Source organism: Burkholderia sp. Tr-20355 (assembly GCF_017104685.1).
Classification (GTDB): Bacteria; Pseudomonadota; Gammaproteobacteria; order Burkholderiales; family Burkholderiaceae; genus Burkholderia; species Burkholderia seminalis.
Genome location: NZ_JAAGPK010000095.1, coordinates 12,689 through 33,772 on the forward strand (window position 1 = coordinate 12,689; position 21,084 = coordinate 33,772).

The following is a 21,084-nucleotide window of genomic DNA, read 5'->3' on the forward strand; positions in this document are numbered from 1 at the left end:
GATGCCGGTGCGAACGTCGGGCTGATGCAATAAGAAAAATACGCCGGGTAATAATTATTCGAACAGCGCCTTCACCGATTCGGGCGGCCGGCCGATGGCCGCCTTGTCGCGGTACACGACGATGGGCCGCTGCAGCAGAATCGGGTGCGCGGCAATCGCGGCATAGGCTTCGGCGTCGGTGAGATCCGCGCGAGCCAGATTCAGCGCCTTGTACGGCTCCTCGCCGTCGCGCAGCATGTCGCGAACCGGGCGGCCGAGCTGCCGATGCAGCGTTTCCAGTTCCTCGACCGTCGGCGGCGTCTTCAGGTACTCGACGACGTTCAGCGGCGTGCCGGCGGCATGCAGCGACTCGACCAACGCAAGCGTCTCGCGCGACTTCGAGCATCGGGGGTTGTGGTAGATCGTGATCATCATTCTGGCCTGGATGGTAGAGCCCGGTATTGTAGCCAGTCTGTGCCGGGGGCCCCGAAGGTGGTCAGGGGCGGGCGCGAGTGGGCTGGTGTATCGCCGCGGCGATCGGACAGGTGGCGCCTCGTCGATGCGAGCCGCGAGAGGGGCGTGCTATCCGGAGAATTCGCGTCAAAGAATGGATGTGTTTATGCGCATAAAGTCGGGCAGCGTGCGATCGCGGGATGAGGCGCGGGATCTGCGAGCCAATGCATCGTGGCTCCCTTTGCATTGAGAGAGGGGGCGGGGAATGGCGTGAGCCGCTTGGTTTATGCGCATAAATTCCGGTCGCCGGAGGAGGTGTGTCGCGATTCACGGCGTGGTTGCATGTCGATACTCCACGGCCTCGAGGGGCCACTGTATCGATATGCGGCTTGGCCACGGCATCATCGCGCATCGGATTCAGGCGGAGACCGCGCGTGGCCCGTCGCTCATCGCCATCGAGCGTCACCGGTTTATGCGCATAAACACGTCGCGCCCGAACAGGCCGTCGCATCGATGCCGACGCGCTCAAACCACACGCACCATTAAAGCCACATGCTTGGTCAGGGTACGCCGCTCACGACCCTCGCTCGCGAACGACAGCCCATTTGGCCTCGATGTTGATCCGCTCGATCGCCGCCGAGTTTATGCGCACAAACTCCCCGACTCTCTGGCAAGCGTCCCCCCATCCATCGAAAGGGCCGTGCTTCGGGACATCGTAGAGCGCGCCCACTCATCTCGCCGACATCGATCGCCGCGACACATCCATCGAGTAGTCCATCGACATCGCCAGGCCTCCGCCACACGATCCGATCGAGCCATCGATCTCCTCCGTCTCGTTTATGCGCATAAACCGATAGCCCGAATGGCTAATGCGTAGTTGTCGAACGACAATTTCATTGAAATTCAAATATCGTCCTGTAGAATTCCAACGACCAAAACAGGAGTGAAAATTGGCCGCGGAAATCATTGCAGTCACTCAACAAAAAGGCGGCGTCGGCAAAAGCACGATTGCCATGCACCTCGGCGCCGCGTTCCATGAAAAAGGGAAGCGCGTCCTCGTCATCGACGCAGACCGTCAAAACACGCTGGTTCACTGGTCGAGCGCATCCGGCGACAGCGACAACGGCATCCCGTTTCCGGTCGTCAACCTCGCCGAAGCCGACGGCCAGATCCATCGCGAGATCAAGAAGTTCATCAACGACTACGACATCATCGTCGTGGACTGCCCACCGTCGATCACCGAGAAGGTGTCCGGTGTCGTCCTGCTCGCCGCATCGATTGCCGTGATCCCGACTTCGTCGTCGCCGGCCGACTACTGGTCGAGCGTCGGGCTGGTCAAGCTGATCCAGCAGGCGCAGGTCATGAACGAAGACCTCCGCGCGGTCTTCCTGCTGAACAAGACCGAAGAGAAGCGCATGCTGACCCGCGAGCTCAAGCGCGCGCTCGAGGAACTCGGCTTCCCGTTGCTGAAAACGCAGATCCCGACCCGGGAAGCGTACAAGCAGGCGATGGCGCTCGGTCAGACCGTGCTGCAGATGAATGATCGCGGCGGCAAGCTGGCCGCCGCCGAAATTCGCGCATGTGCCGACGAAATCGTCGCCATGCTGCCCTGACTTTATGCGCATAAAGGAGTCACATGAAACCTTCCCAATTTGCCAAAGGATTCCAAGCGCGCCCGGATATCACGACGAGCGAGAAGCGCACCGCGCTTGATCGGCTCAATGCGATCGACGGCATCGTCAAGTCCGAGACGCCCACGCCGACGCCGACCAAATCCGCAAAGAAAGACATCGCTTCGCCGCCTACTCCGGAATTCACGATCGATCCGTCGATCGACGAGTCGCCGCAATATCGTGCGTGGCGCCTCGAGAATCGTTACGCACCGGGCCAGGTGATCGAGCTGTCGCTGAAGGCGATCAAGCACAGCCCGTTCAACCCGCGGCACTTCTATCTGAAGGCGTCGATTGCCGAACTCGCGGTCAACCTCGCGAAGCAGGGGCAACAGCAGGCGATCCACGTGATTCCGGATTACGACAATCCGGGCACGTATTTCGTCAGCGACGGCGGTCGCCGCGTGCGGGCGCTGAAGGAAGCGAACAAGGAGTCGGTCAAGGCGATCGTGATCGACGTGCCGATCGGCATCCAGAGCTACAAGCTCGGCTACGACCTCAACGTCCAGCGCGATTCGCAGACGGTGTTCGACAACGCCGTCGTGTGGCGCCGCTTCCTCGACGACAAGCATTTCCAGAGCCAGAAGGAGCTCTCCGAGCACCTCGGGCTCGACGAGTCGACGGTGGCCGTTGCGCTGTCGATCGGCAAGCTGCCGGAAGCGATCATGCAGGAAATGGTCGCGCGTCCCGACCGCTTCGGTTCGAACATGGCGTATCAGGTCGGCCGCTATCACAATGCGCGCGGGACCGAGGCGACGCTGCGGCTGATCAACAAGATCGTGTCGGACGATCTCAGCACGCGCCAGGTGTCGGACATCGTCAAGGGCCGCGTCGCGGCGCAGGAAACGCCGAAGGCCGCGGGCCGCCAGCGCTATGCGCAGCGTCTCGAGATCAAGCTCGGCGGCAAGTCGGTTGGCGACCTGAAGTCGTATGGCGAGGATCGCATCGAGTTGCGCCTGCGCGGCCTCCCGAAGGACAAGCGCGACGCGATTCTCGAGCAGCTCGAGCGGATGCTGTTGTCGGAGTGATGGAAACGGCCGGCAGGGCTTGGTGAGGACGCCGGGCCCGCCCGATCGAGGGTCGGGGCCGGCGGCGGCCCGTCAGCGGGCCTGAGCGGGCCTCAGGCGGCCCGCGACTGGTTCAGCGTGAACGACAGCAGGTCGCCGTCCGTCGGCTCGCCCCAGGTCTTCTGGGCCAGCCAGTCGAAAAAGGCCGTCTCGGCCAGCTTGGAATCGAGGCCGCGCTTGCGCCAGTCGTCGCGCAGATGCGAGCCCATCGTCGGCAGCGCCTCCGCTTCGAACGATTCGCGCGCCACTTCGCGCTCCGCGTCGCCCTGCTCTTCGTACAACACCTTCGCTTCCTTGCGGCGGAACGCCGAGAACTCGCTCAGCAGGCGCGCCTTCAGGTCGTCAGGCTGGGCCGCCGCGACCTTCGCGGACGGCGTGCCGGCCGGCAGCGCATCGACCGACTCGACCGGCGGCGCATACCCCTTCTTCAGCGCATCCTTGAACAACGCCGGCGCGCTGCGCACCGGCGGCAGCGTCGTGCTGCGCATCCGCTGTTCGGTCATCTGCAGTGCGGCGCGAATCCGGTTCTCCTCGCTGTCCGCATAGAGCGTCTGCGCTTCCTTCAGCGGGATCCCGAGCTTCACCATCCGGTCGACCAGCGTGCTGTCGAACACGTTCGGGTGTTCGTCGAGCGCGAGCATCGGCTGCTTGCGCTCGGTCACGCGGAACTGGATCTCGGCCACCCGGCGTCCTTCGCGGTGCTCGATCAGCTCGACGAAGATGTTGGTGACCGCGTTGACTTCCGCGATCGCGGGGCGCAGGTAGTCGCGCTTGAAGTACTTGTACTCGCGCTTCGCCTCGTCGCCGGCTTCCGTATCGGGCGTACCCGACAGGATCGGCCGCCACCATTCCCACGGCTCGCGCATCGTCAGGTGGCTCGGGTTCGTCAGGTAGCGCACGCAGATCTCGTACAGTGCGAGACCCGCGCTGCTGCGCAGCTGGCTCTGGAACTGCAGGCTCAGGCGCGCGTACTGGACCGGGTCGAGCAGTTTCTTCTTGATCTTCGGCGCGAACGAGAATTCGACCCACACGCGGCGGGTCGTCGGATCCTCGAGAATTTCGGCGTCGGCGATCAGCGTCGAGATCCCCCACTTGCGGCCAGGCTTCTGGCTCGACGTCCCCGTGCTCCATTCGACCTGCACCGACACCATGCGGCGCAGGTGTTCCTTCACCAGTGCGGTGTCGTTCGAATCGAAAGCGGAGTTGGCAACGATGTCCGACAGCAGCGCGCGGTAGGTATCGCCCGAGTCGTCGGCCTGCTGCGCGACGGCCAGCAGGACATTGAACAGCTTGCGAGTGAGGAGCGTGATCTTGCCGCTTTTCGGCTGAATGGCAATCGCCTCGACGGCCTTGCGCAATTCGGCGGAACTGGCACTCACCACATCCACATCGGTTTTCTTGGCGCGCTTCGTCGTGGCCATACGTCGGGTCGGAGGTGAAGTTTCCCGGAAGGATAGCGCCTGCGGTGATGTGCGTCCAGAACGACATGCTCACCATAGCCGGTGAAGCACGCGTGCAAAACAGCACTCACCCCAGCGACTCCCGAAAACCCTCACCGGTCGGTCATTGCGGCGTTCCGGACTCTTCCAGACGTGCCGCGGGATGCGCGGATTCACAGAATTTCACCTGTGCTCGACACGTGCGGAATTCGCTCCCGTATCGGCTCACCTTTCGATTTGTCGTAATTTTGCGACTTCACGGCCGGGGGTTCGGCACAGGGTTGCGATTGCCTTGCACCCTGCGTTCCGGATCGCCTCGCGGCGGCCTGTATGCATGTACAGGCGCGGCTCGCGGGAAGATCGGAATCGGGTCCGGCGTTCGACACGGCGCCGTCGAAACCGGCTCGTGCGGCCCGATCGGGCCTGATTTGCAGGTCCGGGCGCGCATTGTACAGCGGCCCAATCGGATCAGGTCCCGAAAATACTCACCTTGAGCACAGCTTGTTCTTTTACCTGGATGCCGACGAAGGCCCGACTCACGCGGGATTGACCGGTACCGCCTCCCGAAAACGCTCACCTTGCCAAAAAAAGGCTGTGCGTCGACAGGCACGGGAATGGCTCCCGAAAAACCTCACCGTAACCACCGCGGTATCAAAAACCTCAATGCGTTCCGATACTTATGCACAGAAGGCATTTGGCTGTGCGCGGTAGATGTCCCCCGAAAAGCCTCACCTTTCGGCGGGAATCCTTCATACGACGACCCTGGGTCCGCCCCCGAAAAATCTCACCTGTGCCAAAAAGTGGCACAGCAAAAACGAGATTTCTTCCAGTCCTGGCGGGCTTTTCGGCGAATTCGGCCGCTCAAGGGTCCCGAAAAGCCTCACCTTTGCCCATTTTTCGGGCAAATTCCATTCCCGAAAAGTCTCACCTGTGAGCGAGCGCACAGCCTGTGATCCATGCCCCGAAAAAGCTCACCTCAGCGGGATCAGGGCAGGAAAACCCGGATTTCCCTCCCGAAAAACCTCACCTTTAGGGCATCACGAGCCCCTGAACGCACTTTTGCTGTGCAAAATGGCGCTCGGTTCCCGGAAATCCTCACAGCAAAATCTCGCGGAGTCCCGTGAAACCTCACCTTTCGCCCAAACTGCCTAAAAGATGGGCAGAATCGGGGCGCAAAGAAGGTCCCGCAAATTCTCACCTGTGTCTGCACAGGCAGAAAACTGTGCAGTCAGGCAGCGCGCGGGTTCTGTGGCTGTGCGGCCCCGAAAACGCTCACCTTTGGGAAATCTCGTGTTTCACTGTGATCCCGAATCCGCTCACGACCTTTCCTGCAACGGCTCACGCTGCTCCCTGAACCCCATCACGTCAGCTCCCGCAGACGATCACCTTGGCTCCCGTAAAACTTCACCTTGTCGGCTGGAAAGCCTTGCTACATAAGGCTGTGCCGTGGCGTTAACGTTTTTAACTAAGGGTTCAAGGGTGTTTACTTCTAATACTCTCAAGACATCGGCTGACGAGTTTTCCACAGACACCCCAACCCCTGAACACCCGCCGGCAAACGGATCCGTCGGCATGTGAAACAAATGCCCAAATTCGGGGTCCGCTGGAAAATGCTTGTACAACAAAGACTTAGCTGCTTTTCTTCGCTTTGTTTCACGGAATCCCGAACCACATTCGTCCGGATAGGCTCACAGACCCGCTTTCTGTGCATTACGACGTAAATTCACCACGCCTGCACAAAATTGGTATCAGGAAATACGTATTTCGTTATGATTGCCACACTTCAATGTTTGTGAGTCTGGTCATGACCCTGGATGAAATGCGCCAAGTCATTCGCGACGAACTGGAATCGCTGCGTGCCAGCGGTGCACGTCGTCAGGAATTGTCGCTGCATGCATGCAAGCGGTTGTTCTTCGATCTCGGCATCCGGCCATCGGCCGCCAATGTCCGCGATCTCACCCAGACCGGCAGCGCCAGCGACATTCCGAAAGACATCGATCATTTCTGGGAGCGCATCCGTTCCGCGTCCAAGATTCGGCTCGATGGTGCGGCGATCCCGAAGGCCGTCGAGGAAAAAGCCGGTGCATTGCTCGGCGCACTCTATGAAGAAGCGCTGAAAGCCGCGCGCGACAGCCTCGATGGCGATCGTGAACAGGTTCGCGCCGGGATGGCCGACGCCGAACGGCGGTTGCGCGACGCAACCATCCGCCAGCAGACGCTGGAAGAGGCGCTCGCCCGCGGCGAAACCCGGAACGAGCAACTGCAGGCCCGCGTGACCGAACTCGAAGTTCAACTCGTGTCGCAATCGACGCACGGTTCGGCAAGCGAAGCCACGTTGCTCACCACAATCGCCCGACTGGAAAAGGAACTGGCCGCGGCGGCGGCCCGCATCGACACCGAGCAGGCGCAAAACGCTGCGTTGCGCGACCGTATCGATGCATTGCAGGCCGAATTGCAGCAGCGCACCGAGCACTACGCGCAGCAAATCAAGGACGCCGTGGCCGAAGCCGAACGCCGCGTCAAGCCGATGCTGGTCGAGCTGGACTCGTTGCGCAGCATGGCGTCGAGCTATCAGAGCGGGTTACGCGACGTTCAGCGCAAGGAATTCGATTTTCTGCAGCAACTGAGTTCGGCCAAGGCCCGCGCGGACCGGCTCGAAGAACAGCTGCGCACCCAGGGCGATGAGCTGGAACGCGCGACTCGCGACGCGAATGCGCTCCGCGCGAGCCGAGGAATGAATCCGGAAATCGCCGCGCTGATCCGGCGCCTGGCGGATGCCGGGCAGCTGGATGCGGAAGCGTTTTCCGCGATCGGCACGGCACTGGATCAGGACATTCCGGTGCCGGCCGAGTGCCCGCATTGCGACGGGGAGCCCGAGCTGTCACACAGCGAAGAAGGGTTTGAAGTGGCGTGCCCGGAATGCGAACACGCGTCGGGCGCATGGCCGTCCCGGTTCGAAGCCGTCGCGCGTTTTGCGCGTTCCTGACCCGAAGATCGGCAGCGCTTGCACAGGTGAGAGGATCCGGGACGCTTGAGGTGAGGTTTTTCGGGAGCTGTGAAACGGTGAGGCTGCGTCACGCAAGGCTGCTCACGGATCGTGTCGCGTGAGCAGCCGTTTCCGGATCAGTGAGTTTCGTCGCTGTCGGTTGCGTCACCGTTGTGCGCGGCCAGGCCATCGCGCCAGTTTTTCCACGCGCGATGCAGGCGGTTCGACGAGACCGGCCGCATGAAGCCCAGCCATTTACCCACGCGCTCGGGTGGCACATCGTGTTCGAACAGTTCGGCCGCATAGGTATTGCGCAGCGTTTGCGGGCTCGCACGCGCGGTGCGCGATGACGTGAGCCCCGCCGATTCGACGATCGCGTCGATCGCGCGCAGCATCGTCGCCTTGTGCATCGGCCGCCCGGCGTGCGATGCCGGGAACACGAGTTCTCCGGGGATGTCCTGGCGCTTGCGTTCGGTGAGCCATGCCTCGAGCAGCGCGATCGCAAACGACGCCAGATGGGTTTCGCGCGCGTAATCCGGATGCGCCGCCTCGATCCGCAGCGACGTGCCGCTCGTATTGATGCAACTAATCGTAAGTGCCCGCGCTTCGCCGGTCTTGATGCCGGCGCCGAGAAACGCGGCGACGAGCGCCCGGTCGCGCCGTTCTTTCCAGTACGCGGAACCCGATACGCCGATCGGCGAAAACAGATAGGCGAGCAACGTCGCGCGCTCGGCCGGGGTGAGGAAGCCGGTCGGCTCGTTGTCGCGTGCCTTGCGCCAGTTCGCTTCGCCATCCTGAGCAATGAAGCGGGCCGGGTTCGTCGATGCGTATTCGGTGCGCCGGATGTGGTCGAGCACACGCTCGATCAGGCGCAGATAGCGCATGCGCTGCGTTTTCCTGATCGGCAGCTCGCCGACGAAGTTGGCGATGGTTGCCGTGTCGACCGTTGCCAGATTCTTTTGATGTGCACGCATCCACGTGAGAAAGGCGCCCCATTGCGCGCGATAGACGTCGGCCGACGAGCGACGATAGTCCTGCATCGCAAGCCATGCGTCGAACGCGGCTTCGGGCGAGACGATCCAGTCGGATGCACCGCGGTCGAACAGATCCGGTTCTTCCGGGCGTGTGGCGGTGCCGGGCGAGGTGGGAAGGGACATGGTATTTATTCCGTTAGTTGCGTATATGGTAGCCCTTTCCGCAACGTCTCGGGCAGCGGAGGCTGGACCGGCCGCCGTGCCCAACGGCCGGGGCTCGGCCATCAGTCGCCCCACGCCTTGGACGGACGATGAGCACGCTCGCGAGGCGCCGTGTCGTGCGACGCGGCCGCGGCCGCGGCTTCATACGCGAGGACCGCGAACGAAAAGACGGCGGGCAGCGCATTCGAGCGCCCGAAGTCGATGGGGTCGTCCGTTTCGGGAAACGTCATGTCCGACGGTCGTTCGAACAGTTGACGCATGCCGGCTTCGTGCCGGCTGGCAAAGCCGAGGTCGGCGAGCGCCTCGGCTTCGATCGCGTGCAGCAGGCGCCACGTGAGCGGCACGCGCTGGCGGATGTAGCGCCCGGCGATATGTCGGACGATCAGTTCGAGATCGTGCGCGGCAGCCTTGAAGCTGAGCGCGGCCAAATCTTGTTCTTCTGTCATTGCAGGCTCCTGTCGACCGGGGCGGGCGCCTCGGTGCGCCGGCTCCGGCCCGTGCATGGCGGAATGTCCGTATACTGTACAAACATACAGTGTTTTCCGCAACTGGCCTGCATGGCCTGTTGGCCGGCTATCCGTGCCGTCAGCGATGGATCACGATCAGCAGTGCCCGCGCTTCGGCCTTGCCGGGGTTGCGGATCGCGTGCGGCTCGTCGGCCGGGTAGCGTGCGGTGTCGCCCACTTTCAGGCGCCGGCTGGCCGCGGCGGCTTCGATTTCCATCGCGCCCTGCAGCACGGTGAGGTGCTCGCGCGTGCCGGGTTCGTGTGCGTTCGATACCAATGCACCGCCGCCCGGCAGCGTCAGTTCGTACCACTCGAACTTGCCGGCGAGGTCGATCGGGCCCCATACACGCAGCTGGTACCGGCCGTCGTGGCCGGCGAGCGTCGGAATGTCGTGCGGGCCGTCCACACGGATCGTCTCGGGCGCCTTCGGCTGCGAGAACAATTCGTCGAGCGTGATGCCGAGCGCATTCGTCAGCCGCCACGCGACGGCGATCGTCGGGTTGGCCTTGTCGCGTTCGATCTCGGAGAGCATCGATTTCGATACGCCGGCCGCGCGCGACAGGTCGTCGAGCGTCAGCTTGCGCTCGTTGCGCAGCCGCTGGATCTGTTCGCCGACACGCGGCGGTGTCGCGGCCGGCGGCTGCGGTGCGGCACCGGCAGGCGTGCGCCGCGATCCGGGGGAACTTGCCATTTGGATTCCGTTCGCTTAGAGTTGTTCGATATTTCGAATTCTAGTTCGGAATATCGGATAAATGCGGTCAACCGAACGACCGACTATAACAGTAGCAGGCCGTTGCGCCGCCGCCACGAGCGGTGCGCTGCGGAATGCGAATCCCTGTCAGGAGCTTTGCGATGCGTGATGCCTTTCTCGCCCAGGTGCGCGGGACGCTCGACCAGATCCGCGCGGACGGTTTTTACAAGACCGAGCGCGAGATCGCGAGTCCCCAGGCGGCGGCCGTGACGCTCGCCGGCGGTGCCGGCGTGCTCAATTTCTGCGCGAACAACTATCTGGGTCTGGCGAACGATCCGCGCCTGATCGATGCGGCGAAGGCCGGCCTCGACCAGGACGGCTTCGGCATGGCATCGGTGCGCTTCATTTGCGGCACGCAAACCGTCCACAAGCAACTGGAACGCGCGCTGGCCGCGTTTCTCGGCACCGAGGACAGCATCCTCTATTCGAGCTGCTTCGACGCGAACGGCGGGCTGTTCGAGACGCTGCTCGACGAGAACGACGCGATCATCAGCGACGAGCTGAACCACGCGAGCATCATCGACGGCATTCGCCTCTGCAAGGCGAAGCGCTTCCGCTACAAGAACAACGACCTGGCCGACCTCGAGGCGAAGCTCAAGGAAGCCGACGCGGCGGGCGCGCGCCACAAGCTGATCGCGACCGACGGCGTGTTCTCGATGGACGGCATCATCGCCGACCTGAAAGGCATCTGCGATCTCGCCGATCGCTACGGCGCGCTCGTGATGGTCGACGATTCGCACGCGGTCGGCTTCATCGGCGCGCACGGCCGCGGCACGCCCGAGCACTGCGGCGTCGAAGGCCGCGTCGACATCATCACGGGCACGCTCGGCAAGGCGCTCGGCGGCGCATCGGGCGGTTATGTCGCCGCGCGTCGCGAGGTGATCGAACTGCTGCGCCAGCGCTCGCGTCCGTACCTGTTCTCGAACACGCTCACACCGAGCATTGCCGCGGCATCGCTGAAGGTGCTGGAACTGCTCGGCAGCGACGAAGGCGCGAAGCTGCGCGCGCGCGTGCGCGAGAACGGCGTGCGTTTCCGCCAGCAGATGACCGAAGCGGGCTTCACGCTCGTCCCCGGCGCGCATCCGATCATCCCGGTGATGCTCGGCGACGCGCAGCTCGCGACGAACATGGCCGACAAGTTGCTCGGTGAAGGCGTCTACGTGATCGGCTTTTCGTTCCCGGTCGTGCCGCGTGGCCGCGCGCGCATCCGTACGCAGATGAGCGCCGCGCATACGCCCGAGCAGATCGACCAGACGGTCGCCGCGTTCGTGCGCGTCGGCCAGTCGCTCGGCATCATCTGACGGAGGCGCGACCATGAAAGCACTGGCAAAGCTCGAACGCGGCCCCGGTCTCACGCTCACGCGCGTGAAGCGTCCGGAAGTCGGCCACAACGACGTGCTGATCAAGATCCGCCGCACGGCGATCTGCGGCACCGATATCCATATCTGGAAGTGGGACGACTGGGCGCAGAAGACGATCCCCGTGCCGATGCACGTCGGTCACGAATACGTCGGGGAGATCGTCGAGATGGGGCAGGAAGTGCGCGGCTTCGCGATCGGCGATCGCGTGTCCGGCGAAGGGCACATCACGTGCGGCTTCTGCCGCAACTGCCGCGCGGGGCGCCGGCATCTGTGCCGCAACACGGTCGGCGTCGGCGTGAACCGCGAAGGCGCGTTCGCCGAGTATCTGGCGATTCCGGCGTTCAACGCGTTCAAGATTCCGCCGGAGATCTCCGACGATCTCGCGTCGATCTTCGATCCGTTCGGCAACGCGACGCATACGGCGCTGTCGTTCAACCTCGTCGGCGAAGACGTGCTGATCACCGGCGCGGGCCCGATCGGCATCATGGCCGTCGCGATCGCGAAGCACGTCGGCGCGCGCAACGTCGTGATCACCGACATCAACGACTACCGGCTGGAACTCGCCCGCAAGATGGGGGCGACGCGTGCGGTCAACGTCGCACGCGAGTCGCTGCGCGACGTGATGGCCGACCTGCACATGACCGAAGGCTTCGACGTCGGTCTCGAGATGTCGGGCGTGCCGAGCGCGTTCACGAGCATGCTCGAGGCGATGAACCACGGCGGCAAGGTCGCGCTGCTCGGCATCCCGCCCGCGCAGACGGCGATCGACTGGAACCAGGTGATCTTCAAGGGGCTCGAGATCAAGGGCATCTATGGCCGCGAGATGTTCGAGACCTGGTACAAGATGGTCGCGATGCTGCAGAGCGGCCTCGACCTGTCGCCGATCATCACGCATCGCTTCGCGGCCGACGATTACGAGCAAGGCTTCGCCGCGATGCTGTCCGGCGAAAGCGGCAAGGTGATTCTCGACTGGACGGCCTGAGTCGAGTATCGAGACGGGGCAGGCGGCGCGTTTGCCGCCTGCCCCGCTTTCGTTGACATGCACATGGTCGGCATCGACGTGCGTGATTCAACGCTTGAGGTGAGACTATTCGGGAGCTGTGTTTGCGGGCGCGAATCGCACGTCGGTGACTTGCGATTGCCCGTTCGCTTCACCTGTCAGCCTCTGCTTCGCTTCTTCCGTTTACGCCGTTCGGCGCCTGCCCGCCCTTTCCACGTGCTTCCCTGCTTCGCTCGCCGAGCGCTCGTTCGCGATGCGCCACCTGCGAGGCCGAATCGAATCGCGCCATCAACCGTGAGCCTGCGAACGTCGTTGCGACTCACTCATACGCGTCGCGCACGGCGTTCGACGGTGCGCGGGTCGCTACCTGCTTCCTTCACCCTTCAACCATCGCGGTTCGAGCTGAAGATTCAGCACGACGAGCCAGCGTTTCGGGCATTGCGGCGCAACGTCAACGGGATCGCCGTGTGCACCGGGAACGGTGACGAACCCGTGCTGCGCCGCGTACCGATACGCGCGCAGGGCATCCGCCTGCAGCCAGAAGCTGACGAGCGCGCACGTCACGAAACGGAACAGCAGCACCGTTGCGGCGTCCGGCGCGAAACCGGCCGCGACCAGCAGGCGGTCGAACGCGAACGTCAGCACATGCGCAACCGCGATCGTGACGATCGTCAGCTTCATCACGCCGCGCAGCCGCAGCGCAGCACGCACGCGCGCCTGGCGGACGTCGAGCGGTGCGCGATCGTTGCCGCCGTCGCGTTTCGGCACGTCGTGTTTCATGACGCGGCACCTGCTTGCCGCACGACGACGCGGCCGACGAGCCGCTTCGCATAAGCCGCATGAGCGCGCGCGGGGCGCGCGGATTCCGGTCGCTGCATGATGTCCTTGTGCCCAGACAGGGTGACCGAAGTGTAGTGAGCGCCCCGTATCGCCTTCAAGAAAAAATGTCGTAAACGCGCGCCGTCAGGCCGCGCTTCAGCCCTTTCGCCGACAGGGCTTTTTCACACGGGGGTTGACGATGGAGAACGATCGTTCTACCGTAAACGCATGAACCCATCTCACGACTCCTCCGGCGAACCGGGTGTTCGCGACCGGCTGCTCGACGCGGCCGAAGCGCTGATCTATTCGGGCGGCATCCACGCAACGGGCATCGATGCGATCGTCAAGCGATCCGGCGCGGCACGCAAGAGCGTTTATTCGCATTTCGAATCGAAAGAGGCGCTGGTGGTCGCCGCCCTCGAACGCCGCGACGAGCGCTGGATGCGCTGGTTCGTCGATGCCACGCAGGCACGCGGCAAGGCGCCGCGCGCGCAGCTGCTCGGCATGTTCGACGTGCTGCGCGACTGGTTCGGGCAGCCCGACTTTCACGGCTGCGCGTTCCTGAATACGTCGGGCGAAATCCCCGACGCCGACGATCCCGTGCGTGTCGTCGCGCGCGAGCACAAGGCACGGCTGCTGGCATTCGTGCGCGCGTGCTTCGATGCGTACGCCGACGAAGCCGGCATCGAGCGCCGCGGGCTCGCCCGCCTCGCGCGCCAGTGGCTCGTGCTGATCGATGGCGCGATCGGCGTGGCGCTCGTCAGCGGCGATGCAAACGTCGCGCGCGATGCGCGCGCGACGGCTGAACTGCTGCTCGATACCGTGTCGCGGTAGCCGACGCAGCGAATTCGAACCGGCTGCGTTCGTTCGCGGCCAGAACCTGAACAGGAGCAACCCATGTCCGCTTCCCCCGAAGTCCGCCCGCCCGTTCCGCCCTTCACGCTCGAAACGGCACGCCAGAAGGTGCGCGCCGCCGAGGACGCGTGGAATACGCGCGACCCGCAACGCGTGTCGCTCGCCTATACGCCGCAAAGCCGATGGCGCAATCGCGCGGAGTTCGTGACGGGCCGCGACGAGATCGTCGGGCTGTTGCAGCGGAAGTGGACGCGCGAACTCGACTACCGGCTGATCAAGGAGCTGTGGGCGTTCGACGGCAATCGCATCGCGGTGCGTTTTGCGTACGAATGGCGCGACGACGCGGGCAACTGGTTCCGCTCGTACGGCAACGAGAACTGGGAGTTCGACGAGAACGGCCTGATGGCGCATCGTCATGCGAGCATCAATGATCTGCCGATTCGCGAGGCGGATCGGCTTTATCACTGGCCGCTCGGCCGTCGCCCGGACGATCATCCGGGGCTGTCCGACCTCGGGCTGTGAGATGCGTGTCGACTCGGCGGAACGCCGCACGCCTCGCCGAGGTTCAATGGTGAGGAAATTCGGGAGTCGATGCGCTGAGGTGAGATTATTCGGGAGGAGATGAAATGTCGCGTCGGACTGTGTACTTCGCGCAGATCGACGCGACATGGCGCGGGTGACGCAGGCACGTCGACGCGCATCGGTGTGTTCCGCCGCGTGATGCATCTCACCGGGTCAGGCATCGCCGATCGGTGTGCGCGCGCGTGACGTGCCACTCACCGATCGGATCGACTTCGTTGCGCACGCGTCCGGCGAGGCTGCACGAGTGCGCGAACGCATCGCGTGTTGCTCACCGCGCACGGATGCACGAAGTGCTGCCCGGCCCGCGCCGGGCATGACCGTCAGCCCGCGATCCGCGCGGCGATCGCCTCACCCACGGCCTGCGTTCCTGCGTCACCGCCGAGATCGCGCGTACGCGGCCCGGTGCGCAGCACATCCTCGATCGCGGCGACGATCGCGTCGTGTGCTTCGCGTTCGCGGCCCGCGCCGTTACCGAGAAAATCGAGCATCATCGCGGCCGACCAGATCATCGCGACCGGGTTCGCGATGTATTGCCCCGTGATGTCGGGCGCGGAACCGTGCACGGGTTCGAACAGCGACGGGAACGTGCGGTCCGGGTTCAGGTTCGCCGACGGCGCGATGCCGATCGTGCCCGTGCAGGCCGGCCCGAGATCCGACAGGATGTCGCCGAACAGGTTCGATGCGACGACGACGTCGAAGCGGTCCGGCTGCAGCACGAAGCGCGCGCACAGGATGTCGATGTGCTGCTTGTCGACGGCGATCTCCGGATAGCGTTCGGCCATGTCGGCCGCGCGCGCATCCCACCATGGCATGCTGATCGCGATGCCGTTGCTCTTCGTCGCGACGGTGAGGCGCTTCGCGCGCCGCTGCGCGAGCTCGAATGCGAATTTCAGCACGCGTTCGGTGCCGTGCCGCGTGAAGATCGATTGCTGCATCACGACTTCGCGATCGGTGCCTTCGAACATCGTGCCGCCGACCGACGAATATTCGCCCTCGGTGTTCTCGCGCACGATCATGAAGTCGATGTCGCCCGGGCGGCGGCCGGCGAGCGGCGACGGCACGCCGTCGAACAGGCGCGCGGGCCGCAGGTTGATGTACTGGTCGAATTCGCGGCGGAATTTCAGCAGCGAGCCCCACAGCGAGATGTGATCGGGCACCGTTGCGGGCCAGCCGACCGCGCCGAACAGGATCGCGTCCATGCCCGACAGCTGCGCCTTCCAGTCGTCCGGCATCATCTTGCCGTGCTGCGCGTAGTAGTCGCAGCTCGCCCAGTCGATCTCGACGAAGTCGAAGCGGATGCCGAAGCGCGCGGTCACGGCCGCGAGCGCACGCAGGCCCTCGGGCATCACTTCGCGGCCGATGCCGTCGCCGGGAATCACGGCAATTCTGTAAGTCCTGTCGGTCATGCAAATCTCCTTGGCTGGTCGGCCGGCTGCCGAGGGAGGCGGCGGCCCGTCACGTCATTCTATTTATTTCCATTCGGATTAGAATCGTGTGAAAGGTTAATCGACTTTCCACGAATCGTGAACAAATCACCGAATCTCGACGACCTGCGCGTGTTCAGCCTGGTCGTCCGCCTGACGAGCTTCAGCGCGGCCGCCGAGCAGCTCGCGGTGTCGCCCGCGTACGTCAGCAAGCGCATCGCGCTGCTCGAGGCGCAGCTCGGTACGCGCCTGCTGCATCGCTCGACGCGCCGCGTGACGGTTACGGAAGCCGGCGAACGCGTGTTCGCGCGTGCCGAGAAGATTCTGGACGACGTCGATCATCTCGTCGAGGACGTGTCGACCACGCGCACGGTGCCGCGCGGCACGCTGCGCATCTCGAGCAGCTTCGGTTTCGGCCGGCATGTCGTCGCGCCGGCGCTGCTCGACTTCAGCGCGCGCTACCCGCAACTGAACGTGCGGCTCGATCTGTTCGACCGGCTCGTCGATGTCGCGGGCGAAGGCTACGACCTCGACGTGCGCATCGGCGACGAGATCGCCGATCACCTGATCGCGCGCCGCCTCGCCGCGAACCATCGCGTGCTGTGCGCGTCGCCCGACTATCTCGCACGACGCGGCACGCCGCGCTCGCTCGCGGATCTCGCGTCGCACGACTGTCTGGCGATCAAGGAGCGCGATCATCCGTTGGGTGTATGGCGACTGAACGTGCGCGGCGAGACGGTCACGGTGAAGGTCGGCGGCGCACTGTCGACGAACCACGGCGAGGTGGCCGTGCAATGGGCGCTTGCCGGGCGCGGGATCGTGTTGCGCTCGATCTGGGAGGCCGCGCCGCTGATCGAACGCGGTGAACTGTGTCGTGTGCTGCCGGACGCCATTCAGCCCGCGAACATCTGGGCCGTGTATCCGGAACGTGTGGCGGCGTCGGCGAAGGTGCGCGTGTGCGTGGATTTTCTGGCGGAGACGCTGGCCGACCTGAATGCCGCGGCGGGTGGCGACACGGCCTGAAATCGGCGAAAGGTGAGCTTTTACGGGGGGGCGTGCGCAGGCACCGGCGCAGCGCTGGATGCGACGCCGATCGGCCTGGCAGGCAGGCCTTCGACGATGCCCGCGAGCGAATCACGCTGCGCTCGACGCACCGAGCATCAGGTCGAGATTCTGTACGGCTGCACCGGATGCCCCTTTGCCGAGATTGTCGAACACGGCGGACAGCAGCACCTGACCGTGATCCTCGTTGACGAATACGCCGAGCCGCAGGTCATTGGTGCCGTTCAGCGCTTGCGGATCGAGATGCGTGATCGCGCGCGCATCGGCAAGCGGCGTGACGTCGACGTGACGCGTGCCGGCGTAATGGTGCGCGAGACACGCATGCAATCGCTCACCGGTCACGCCGGCCGGCAGCAGGCGCAGTTCGATCGGTATGGTGAGCACGATGCCTTGCCGGTAGGCACCGTAGGCCGGCACGAAGAACGGGCGGTGCGCGAGTCCGGCATGCAGCCGGATCTCGGGCGCATGCTTGTGCTCGAGTGCCAGGCCGTACACCTGCAGCGGCCGCCCGCGTGCGGCGGCATCACCCGATTCGAATGCTTCGACGGCCGCCCGTCCGCCTCCCGAGTAACCGGAAACCGCATGAATGCTCACCGGGTAGTCGCGCGGCAGCAGGCCGGCCTGTTGCAGCGGGCGAAGCAGGCCGATCGCGCCTGTCGGATAGCAGCCCGGATTGGTGACGCGCTTTGCGTGCGCGATGTGCTGCGCGTGTCCGTCGGCCATCTCGGGAAAGCCGTAGACCCATTCGGGCTGCGTGCGGTGAGCGGAACTCGCATCGATCACGCGCACCGCCGGGTTCCGGATGAAACCGACCGCCTCGCGCGCGGCCGCATCGGGCAGGCACAGGATCGCGATGTCGCACGCGTTGAGCGCGTCGGCGCGGCGTACGGGGTCCTTGCGTTCGGCAGCCGGCAGCGTGAGCAGCCGCACGTCGGCGCGGTCGCGCAAGCGCTCGTGAATCAGCAGTCCGGTCGTGCCCTGGTCGCCGTCGATGAAGACAGTGGGAAAGCGCATGATGGTCGTGTTCCTCGCGTTCGGTCGTCGGGGGAAAGCCGTATCGTCCATCGAACGCCTAGAATAGGAAAAGTTGAATTTACTGACTATCCGATTCAGCTTTCCTGAACGAGAGGTGCTTGATGCGCGAGATCAGTCTCGATCGCCTGCGTACGCTGGTCGCGATTGCCGACCAGGGATCCTTCGTCGCGGCGGCGCAATGGCTTCATCTCGCGCCGCCGACCGTCAGTCTTCATATCGCCGAGCTGGAAAGCCGCGTCGGCGCGCCGCTGCTGTCCCGCACGCGCGGAAACGTGCGGCCGTCGACGATCGGTGAAGTGCTGGTGGAGCGGGCGCGGCGTCTGCTGGCCGAGGTCGAGGCCACGCTGGACGACGTGCAGCGACAGGTGCAGGGGCTGACCGGGCGGGTACGCCTCGGCGCATCGACCGGGGCGATCGCGCACCTGTTGCCGCAGGCGGTGGCGCGGCTGCGCGAACAGCATCCGGATATCGACGTCCAGATCGCGGTGCTCACGTCGCAGGACACGCTGGCGCGCATCGCGCAGGGCACGCTCGACGTCGGGCTGGTGGCGCTGCCGCAGGCGCCGGTCGCGGGGCTGTCGATCCGCGCATGGCGGCGCGATCCGGTGATGGCCTTCCTGCCCGCGGACTGGCGGCTTCCGGCGCGTGTGACGCCGGCCTATCTGGCGGCGCGTCCGCTGATTCTCAACGATGCGACCACGCGCCTGTCACGGCTCACGACGGAATGGTTCGCGCTCGGGGGCCATCGGCCCGAGCCGCGGATCGAGCTCAACTACAACGATGCGATCAAGAGCCTGGTCGCCGCGGGTTATGGGGCGACGCTGCTGCCGCACGAGGCCGGGGCGCCGCTGCCGGATGCGCGCATCGTCATGCGGCCGCTGCGCCCGGCGTTGTGGCGCGAACTGGGTATTGCCCATCGGGCCGGCCCCGTCGAACGAGCGACGCAGCACGTGCTCGATGCGCTGCGGGCGGTCGGCGCGCGATAGCGGATCGCGGCGCGGTTGCCCGCGCGCGCCGGGCGCGCATTGTTCAGAGCCGGTTGTCCTTCGCGAGCATCAGCACGCGTGCCCAGCGCTGCGCGTCGCGCTTGTCCGTCATCGGCAGCTTCCATTCGCCGCGCCCGGCGTCGCGCACACGTACGACGAGATGCCAGCGGCCGCCGATCGGGGCAGCCTGGCAGCCGTCGAGCTGCGACAGCGTATAACGACCGTCGGCGCCGTCGTGCGACAGCCAGAGCAGCCCTTGCGTCGCGGACAGCCGCAACTCGCCCCACGCGCGATGCACGATGTGCGTCCAGCCGTCTTCCTTCGTATTCGGTGCGATGTCGCGGCGGCGCTTGATCCACCACGCGACCAGTGCGATCGCGATGGCGGCGGCGAGCACGGCGGCCGCGATCGCGACCGGCTGGCCGAACTGCGCGGCGATGACGTGAAACAGGTGAACCGCGCCCCATCCAATCGCGATGAGCGCGAACAGTGCAATGAAAATCGGCATGGTGAATCTGAAAGGAGAACGGCCCGGCGCATGCATCGCGCCGGGCCGCCGTACACGGCATTACCGGCGGCGGTGAATGTCGTGCGTGACGAAGCCCGCGTCGTTGTTGGGCAGCGCGAGGCCGTCCTTCACCGCGAGCGTCTTGCGGATGTCGTCGAGCCCCGCGGACCAATGGTCGCGCATCGTCGACAGACCGAACTGATAGTCCTTGTAGTGATGCTCGTACGCCTTCTGCTGGTAGATCAGGTGCTGGATGTTGTACTTCTTCCCGCTCGACATCGCTTCTGCCTCGACGCACCACGGGTCGTTCTTGCGCTGCTCTTCCGGCACTTGTTCGAGCACGTGACGCAGCACGTTGCGATAGCGCTGTTCGCGCTGCAGCGTGTCGGTGACGAAACGCGTACGGCTCGAATATTGCACGTCCTTCGTGCGTTCGGCGACGTCGGCCATCGTGCGCGGCAGCGGCCCGCGTGCGCTCCACAGATCGACCTGGAACGCGAGCGTGTCGCGGCGCGGCCGGGCGCGGAGCACTTCCATCAGCGGCGTGTTCGACACGACGCCGCCGTCCCAGTAATACTCGCCGTCGATCTCGACGGGCGGGAACGCGGGCGGCAGCGCACCGGACGCCATGAAGTGCTCGGGCGCGAGGCGGATGCGCGAGTTGTCGAAGTACACGAAGTTGCCGGTGCCGACGTTGACCGCGCCGACCGACACGCGCGTCTCGCCCGAATTGATCCGGTCGAAATCGCACAGTTTCAGCAGCGTCGTGCGCAGCGCCGACGTGTCGTACCAGCTGATTTTCTCGGGATGGTCGGACACGCCCGGCAGCGGCGGCGGAAAGCGCGGCACGAAGAAGCCTTGCTGGCCCTGCATCATCGCGCTGGCCGCCTGCGACGCCGTGAAGAACGTGCGGATCTGGTCGATGCTGTTGAACAGCGCGAATTCGAACGCGGCCGGAACCGTCGGAAAGAATGCCGGCTGGCAGATCGTTTCCCAGAACTCGCGCAGGCGCTCGACGCGATGCTCGGGCGCATTGCCGGCGATCAGCGCGGTGTTCAGCGCGCCGATCGAGATGCCCGCGATCCAGTCGAGCGGAACGCCCGCCTCATGCAGTCCTTCGAACACGCCGGCCTGGTACGCGCCGAGCGCGCCGCCGCCCTGCAGGACGAGCGCGATCGTTTCGTACGGCAGCGATCGCGCGGGGGCCGGCGCGCCGGCTTCGTGTTGCAGGTCCGCCGCATCGACGGCCTGCTTTTCCGTGCGGGCGTGCGGCTTCATTGCATGAACCAGCCGTGGCTGACGATGAACGATTGACCCGTGAGCGCGGCGCTCGGGAACGCCGACAGGAACAGCACCGTCTGCGCGACGTCCTGCACCGTCGTGAACACGCCGTCGACCGTGTTGC

General features: G+C 64.8%; 19 protein-coding genes and 1 pseudogene. 9 read left to right on the forward strand and 11 right to left on the reverse strand.

Annotation, left to right across the window (positions count from 1 at the left end; genetic code table 11):
- Positions 1-54: 54 nt before the first annotated feature.
- Positions 55-411, reverse strand: a complete 357-nt coding sequence (gene arsC / locus G3N62_RS22240; protein ID WP_124670780.1) for an arsenate reductase (glutaredoxin) — start codon at positions 409-411, stop codon at positions 55-57.
- Between the two features lie 971 nt (positions 412-1,382).
- Here arsC and parA point away from each other — a divergent pair.
- Complete coding sequence (gene parA / locus G3N62_RS22245; RefSeq protein WP_006480195.1) at positions 1,383-2,045, forward strand: ParA family partition ATPase; 663 nt, start codon at positions 1,383-1,385, stop codon at positions 2,043-2,045.
- Between the two features lie 23 nt (positions 2,046-2,068).
- Complete coding sequence (locus G3N62_RS22250) at positions 2,069-3,130, forward strand: ParB/RepB/Spo0J family partition protein (protein WP_124670774.1); 1,062 nt, start codon at positions 2,069-2,071, stop codon at positions 3,128-3,130.
- A gap of 92 nt (positions 3,131-3,222) precedes the next feature.
- Here the strand turns inward: G3N62_RS22250 and G3N62_RS22255 are convergent, their stop codons facing one another.
- Complete coding sequence (locus G3N62_RS22255; RefSeq protein ID WP_034187552.1) at positions 3,223-4,590, reverse strand: replication initiation protein; 1,368 nt, start codon at positions 4,588-4,590, stop codon at positions 3,223-3,225.
- Between the two features lie 1,822 nt (positions 4,591-6,412).
- Between G3N62_RS22255 and G3N62_RS22260 the strand changes: the two genes are divergently transcribed.
- Positions 6,413-7,594, forward strand: a complete 1,182-nt coding sequence (locus G3N62_RS22260) for a DNA-binding protein (RefSeq protein WP_049036024.1) — start codon at positions 6,413-6,415, stop codon at positions 7,592-7,594.
- Positions 7,595-7,731: 137 nt separating this feature from the next.
- Here G3N62_RS22260 and G3N62_RS22265 read toward each other — a convergent pair whose 3' ends face one another.
- The 3 genes from G3N62_RS22265 to G3N62_RS22275 all read right to left on the reverse strand — a co-directional run bounded on the left by G3N62_RS22265 (position 7,732) and on the right by G3N62_RS22275 (position 9,987).
- Positions 7,732-8,751 (reverse strand): tyrosine-type recombinase/integrase, encoded by a 1,020-nt coding sequence (locus G3N62_RS22265; protein WP_124670775.1) that lies wholly within the window; start codon positions 8,749-8,751, stop codon positions 7,732-7,734.
- A 101-nt stretch (positions 8,752-8,852) separates the two neighbouring features.
- Positions 8,853-9,236: a DUF2471 family protein gene (locus tag G3N62_RS22270; protein WP_069705638.1), complete on the reverse strand. Its 384-nt coding sequence runs from the start codon at positions 9,234-9,236 to the stop codon at positions 8,853-8,855.
- A gap of 139 nt (positions 9,237-9,375) precedes the next feature.
- Positions 9,376-9,987 carry an XRE family transcriptional regulator gene (locus G3N62_RS22275; protein ID WP_034187549.1) on the reverse strand — a complete coding sequence of 204 codons (612 nt, stop codon included), beginning with the start codon at positions 9,985-9,987 and terminating at the stop codon, positions 9,376-9,378.
- Positions 9,988-10,148: 161 nt separating this feature from the next.
- Between G3N62_RS22275 and G3N62_RS22280 the strand changes: the two genes are divergently transcribed.
- The gene (locus G3N62_RS22280) at positions 10,149-11,348 is read left to right on the forward strand and encodes a glycine C-acetyltransferase (RefSeq protein WP_059559279.1); all 1,200 of its coding nucleotides are present in this window, start codon (positions 10,149-10,151) and stop codon (positions 11,346-11,348) included.
- Between the two features lie 13 nt (positions 11,349-11,361).
- Positions 11,362-12,390 carry an L-threonine 3-dehydrogenase gene (gene tdh, locus G3N62_RS22285; protein WP_034187547.1) on the forward strand — a complete coding sequence of 343 codons (1,029 nt, stop codon included), beginning with the start codon at positions 11,362-11,364 and terminating at the stop codon, positions 12,388-12,390.
- A gap of 381 nt (positions 12,391-12,771) precedes the next feature.
- Here the strand turns inward: tdh and G3N62_RS22290 are convergent, their stop codons facing one another.
- Positions 12,772-13,188: a hypothetical protein gene (locus G3N62_RS22290; RefSeq protein ID WP_124608465.1), complete on the reverse strand. Its 417-nt coding sequence runs from the start codon at positions 13,186-13,188 to the stop codon at positions 12,772-12,774.
- Between the two features lie 267 nt (positions 13,189-13,455).
- Here G3N62_RS22290 and G3N62_RS22295 point away from each other — a divergent pair, with 267 nt between their 5' ends.
- Both G3N62_RS22295 and G3N62_RS22300 read left to right on the forward strand, forming a co-directional pair.
- Entirely contained in the window at positions 13,456-14,061 is a 606-nt protein-coding gene (locus G3N62_RS22295) for a TetR/AcrR family transcriptional regulator (protein ID WP_059559282.1), read from the forward strand.
- Between the two features lie 63 nt (positions 14,062-14,124).
- On the forward strand, positions 14,125-14,604 hold the full coding sequence (locus tag G3N62_RS22300) for a nuclear transport factor 2 family protein (protein WP_049036013.1): 480 nt from the start codon (positions 14,125-14,127) through the stop codon (positions 14,602-14,604).
- Between the two features lie 380 nt (positions 14,605-14,984).
- Here G3N62_RS22300 and G3N62_RS22305 read toward each other — a convergent pair whose 3' ends face one another.
- Positions 14,985-16,070 (reverse strand): tartrate dehydrogenase, encoded by a 1,086-nt coding sequence (locus G3N62_RS22305; protein ID WP_034187543.1) that lies wholly within the window; start codon positions 16,068-16,070, stop codon positions 14,985-14,987.
- A 117-nt stretch (positions 16,071-16,187) separates the two neighbouring features.
- Between G3N62_RS22305 and G3N62_RS22310 the strand changes: the two genes are divergently transcribed.
- Positions 16,188-17,111: a LysR substrate-binding domain-containing protein gene (locus tag G3N62_RS22310; RefSeq protein WP_124670777.1), complete on the forward strand. Its 924-nt coding sequence runs from the start codon at positions 16,188-16,190 to the stop codon at positions 17,109-17,111.
- Positions 17,112-17,222: 111 nt separating this feature from the next.
- Here G3N62_RS22310 and argC read toward each other — a convergent pair whose 3' ends face one another.
- Entirely contained in the window at positions 17,223-18,164 is a 942-nt protein-coding gene (gene argC, locus G3N62_RS22315; protein WP_124670778.1) for an N-acetyl-gamma-glutamyl-phosphate reductase, read from the reverse strand.
- 122 nt (positions 18,165-18,286) lie between these two features.
- Here argC and G3N62_RS22320 point away from each other — a divergent pair, with 122 nt between their 5' ends.
- Entirely contained in the window at positions 18,287-19,171 is an 885-nt protein-coding gene (locus tag G3N62_RS22320) for a LysR family transcriptional regulator (RefSeq protein ID WP_049036010.1), read from the forward strand.
- Between the two features lie 43 nt (positions 19,172-19,214).
- Here the strand turns inward: G3N62_RS22320 and G3N62_RS22325 are convergent, their stop codons facing one another.
- From G3N62_RS22325 to G3N62_RS22335, 3 genes and pseudogenes are all read right to left on the reverse strand, one after another.
- A complete protein-coding gene (locus G3N62_RS22325) occupies positions 19,215-19,679 on the reverse strand; it encodes a hypothetical protein (RefSeq protein ID WP_059559287.1) in 465 nt (154 codons plus the stop codon).
- A gap of 60 nt (positions 19,680-19,739) precedes the next feature.
- Positions 19,740-20,957: a patatin-like phospholipase family protein gene (locus G3N62_RS22330; protein WP_034187538.1), complete on the reverse strand. Its 1,218-nt coding sequence runs from the start codon at positions 20,955-20,957 to the stop codon at positions 19,740-19,742.
- Positions 20,954-21,084, reverse strand: a pseudogene (locus G3N62_RS22335) (3-hydroxybutyrate dehydrogenase); the annotation flags it as partial. The gene G3N62_RS22330 and the pseudogene G3N62_RS22335, both read right to left, overlap by 4 nt.

Bases quoted from the DNA above. Each gene is read 5' to 3' on its own strand.
- arsC (WP_124670780.1), bottom strand. From the start codon at position 411: ATGATCACGATCTACCACAACCCCCGATGCTCGAAGTCGCGCGAGACG.
- argC (WP_124670778.1), bottom strand. From the start codon at position 18,164: ATGCGCTTTCCCACTGTCTTCATCGACGGCGACCAGGGCACGACCGGA.
- G3N62_RS22270 (WP_069705638.1), bottom strand. From the start codon at position 9,236: ATGACAGAAGAACAAGATTTGGCCGCGCTCAGCTTCAAGGCTGCCGCG.
- G3N62_RS22280 (WP_059559279.1), top strand. From the start codon at position 10,149: ATGCGTGATGCCTTTCTCGCCCAGGTGCGCGGGACGCTCGACCAGATC.
- G3N62_RS22255 (WP_034187552.1), bottom strand. From the start codon at position 4,590: ATGGCCACGACGAAGCGCGCCAAGAAAACCGATGTGGATGTGGTGAGT.
- G3N62_RS22320 (WP_049036010.1), top strand. From the start codon at position 18,287: ATGCGCGAGATCAGTCTCGATCGCCTGCGTACGCTGGTCGCGATTGCC.
- G3N62_RS22295 (WP_059559282.1), top strand. From the start codon at position 13,456: ATGAACCCATCTCACGACTCCTCCGGCGAACCGGGTGTTCGCGACCGG.
- G3N62_RS22300 (WP_049036013.1), top strand. From the start codon at position 14,125: ATGTCCGCTTCCCCCGAAGTCCGCCCGCCCGTTCCGCCCTTCACGCTC.
- G3N62_RS22275 (WP_034187549.1), bottom strand. From the start codon at position 9,987: ATGGCAAGTTCCCCCGGATCGCGGCGCACGCCTGCCGGTGCCGCACCG.
- tdh (WP_034187547.1), top strand. From the start codon at position 11,362: ATGAAAGCACTGGCAAAGCTCGAACGCGGCCCCGGTCTCACGCTCACG.
- G3N62_RS22265 (WP_124670775.1), bottom strand. From the start codon at position 8,751: ATGTCCCTTCCCACCTCGCCCGGCACCGCCACACGCCCGGAAGAACCG.
- G3N62_RS22330 (WP_034187538.1), bottom strand. From the start codon at position 20,957: ATGAAGCCGCACGCCCGCACGGAAAAGCAGGCCGTCGATGCGGCGGAC.
- G3N62_RS22305 (WP_034187543.1), bottom strand. From the start codon at position 16,070: ATGACCGACAGGACTTACAGAATTGCCGTGATTCCCGGCGACGGCATC.
- G3N62_RS22290 (WP_124608465.1), bottom strand. From the start codon at position 13,188: ATGAAACACGACGTGCCGAAACGCGACGGCGGCAACGATCGCGCACCG.
- G3N62_RS22260 (WP_049036024.1), top strand. From the start codon at position 6,413: ATGACCCTGGATGAAATGCGCCAAGTCATTCGCGACGAACTGGAATCG.
- G3N62_RS22325 (WP_059559287.1), bottom strand. From the start codon at position 19,679: ATGCCGATTTTCATTGCACTGTTCGCGCTCATCGCGATTGGATGGGGC.
- G3N62_RS22250 (WP_124670774.1), top strand. From the start codon at position 2,069: ATGAAACCTTCCCAATTTGCCAAAGGATTCCAAGCGCGCCCGGATATC.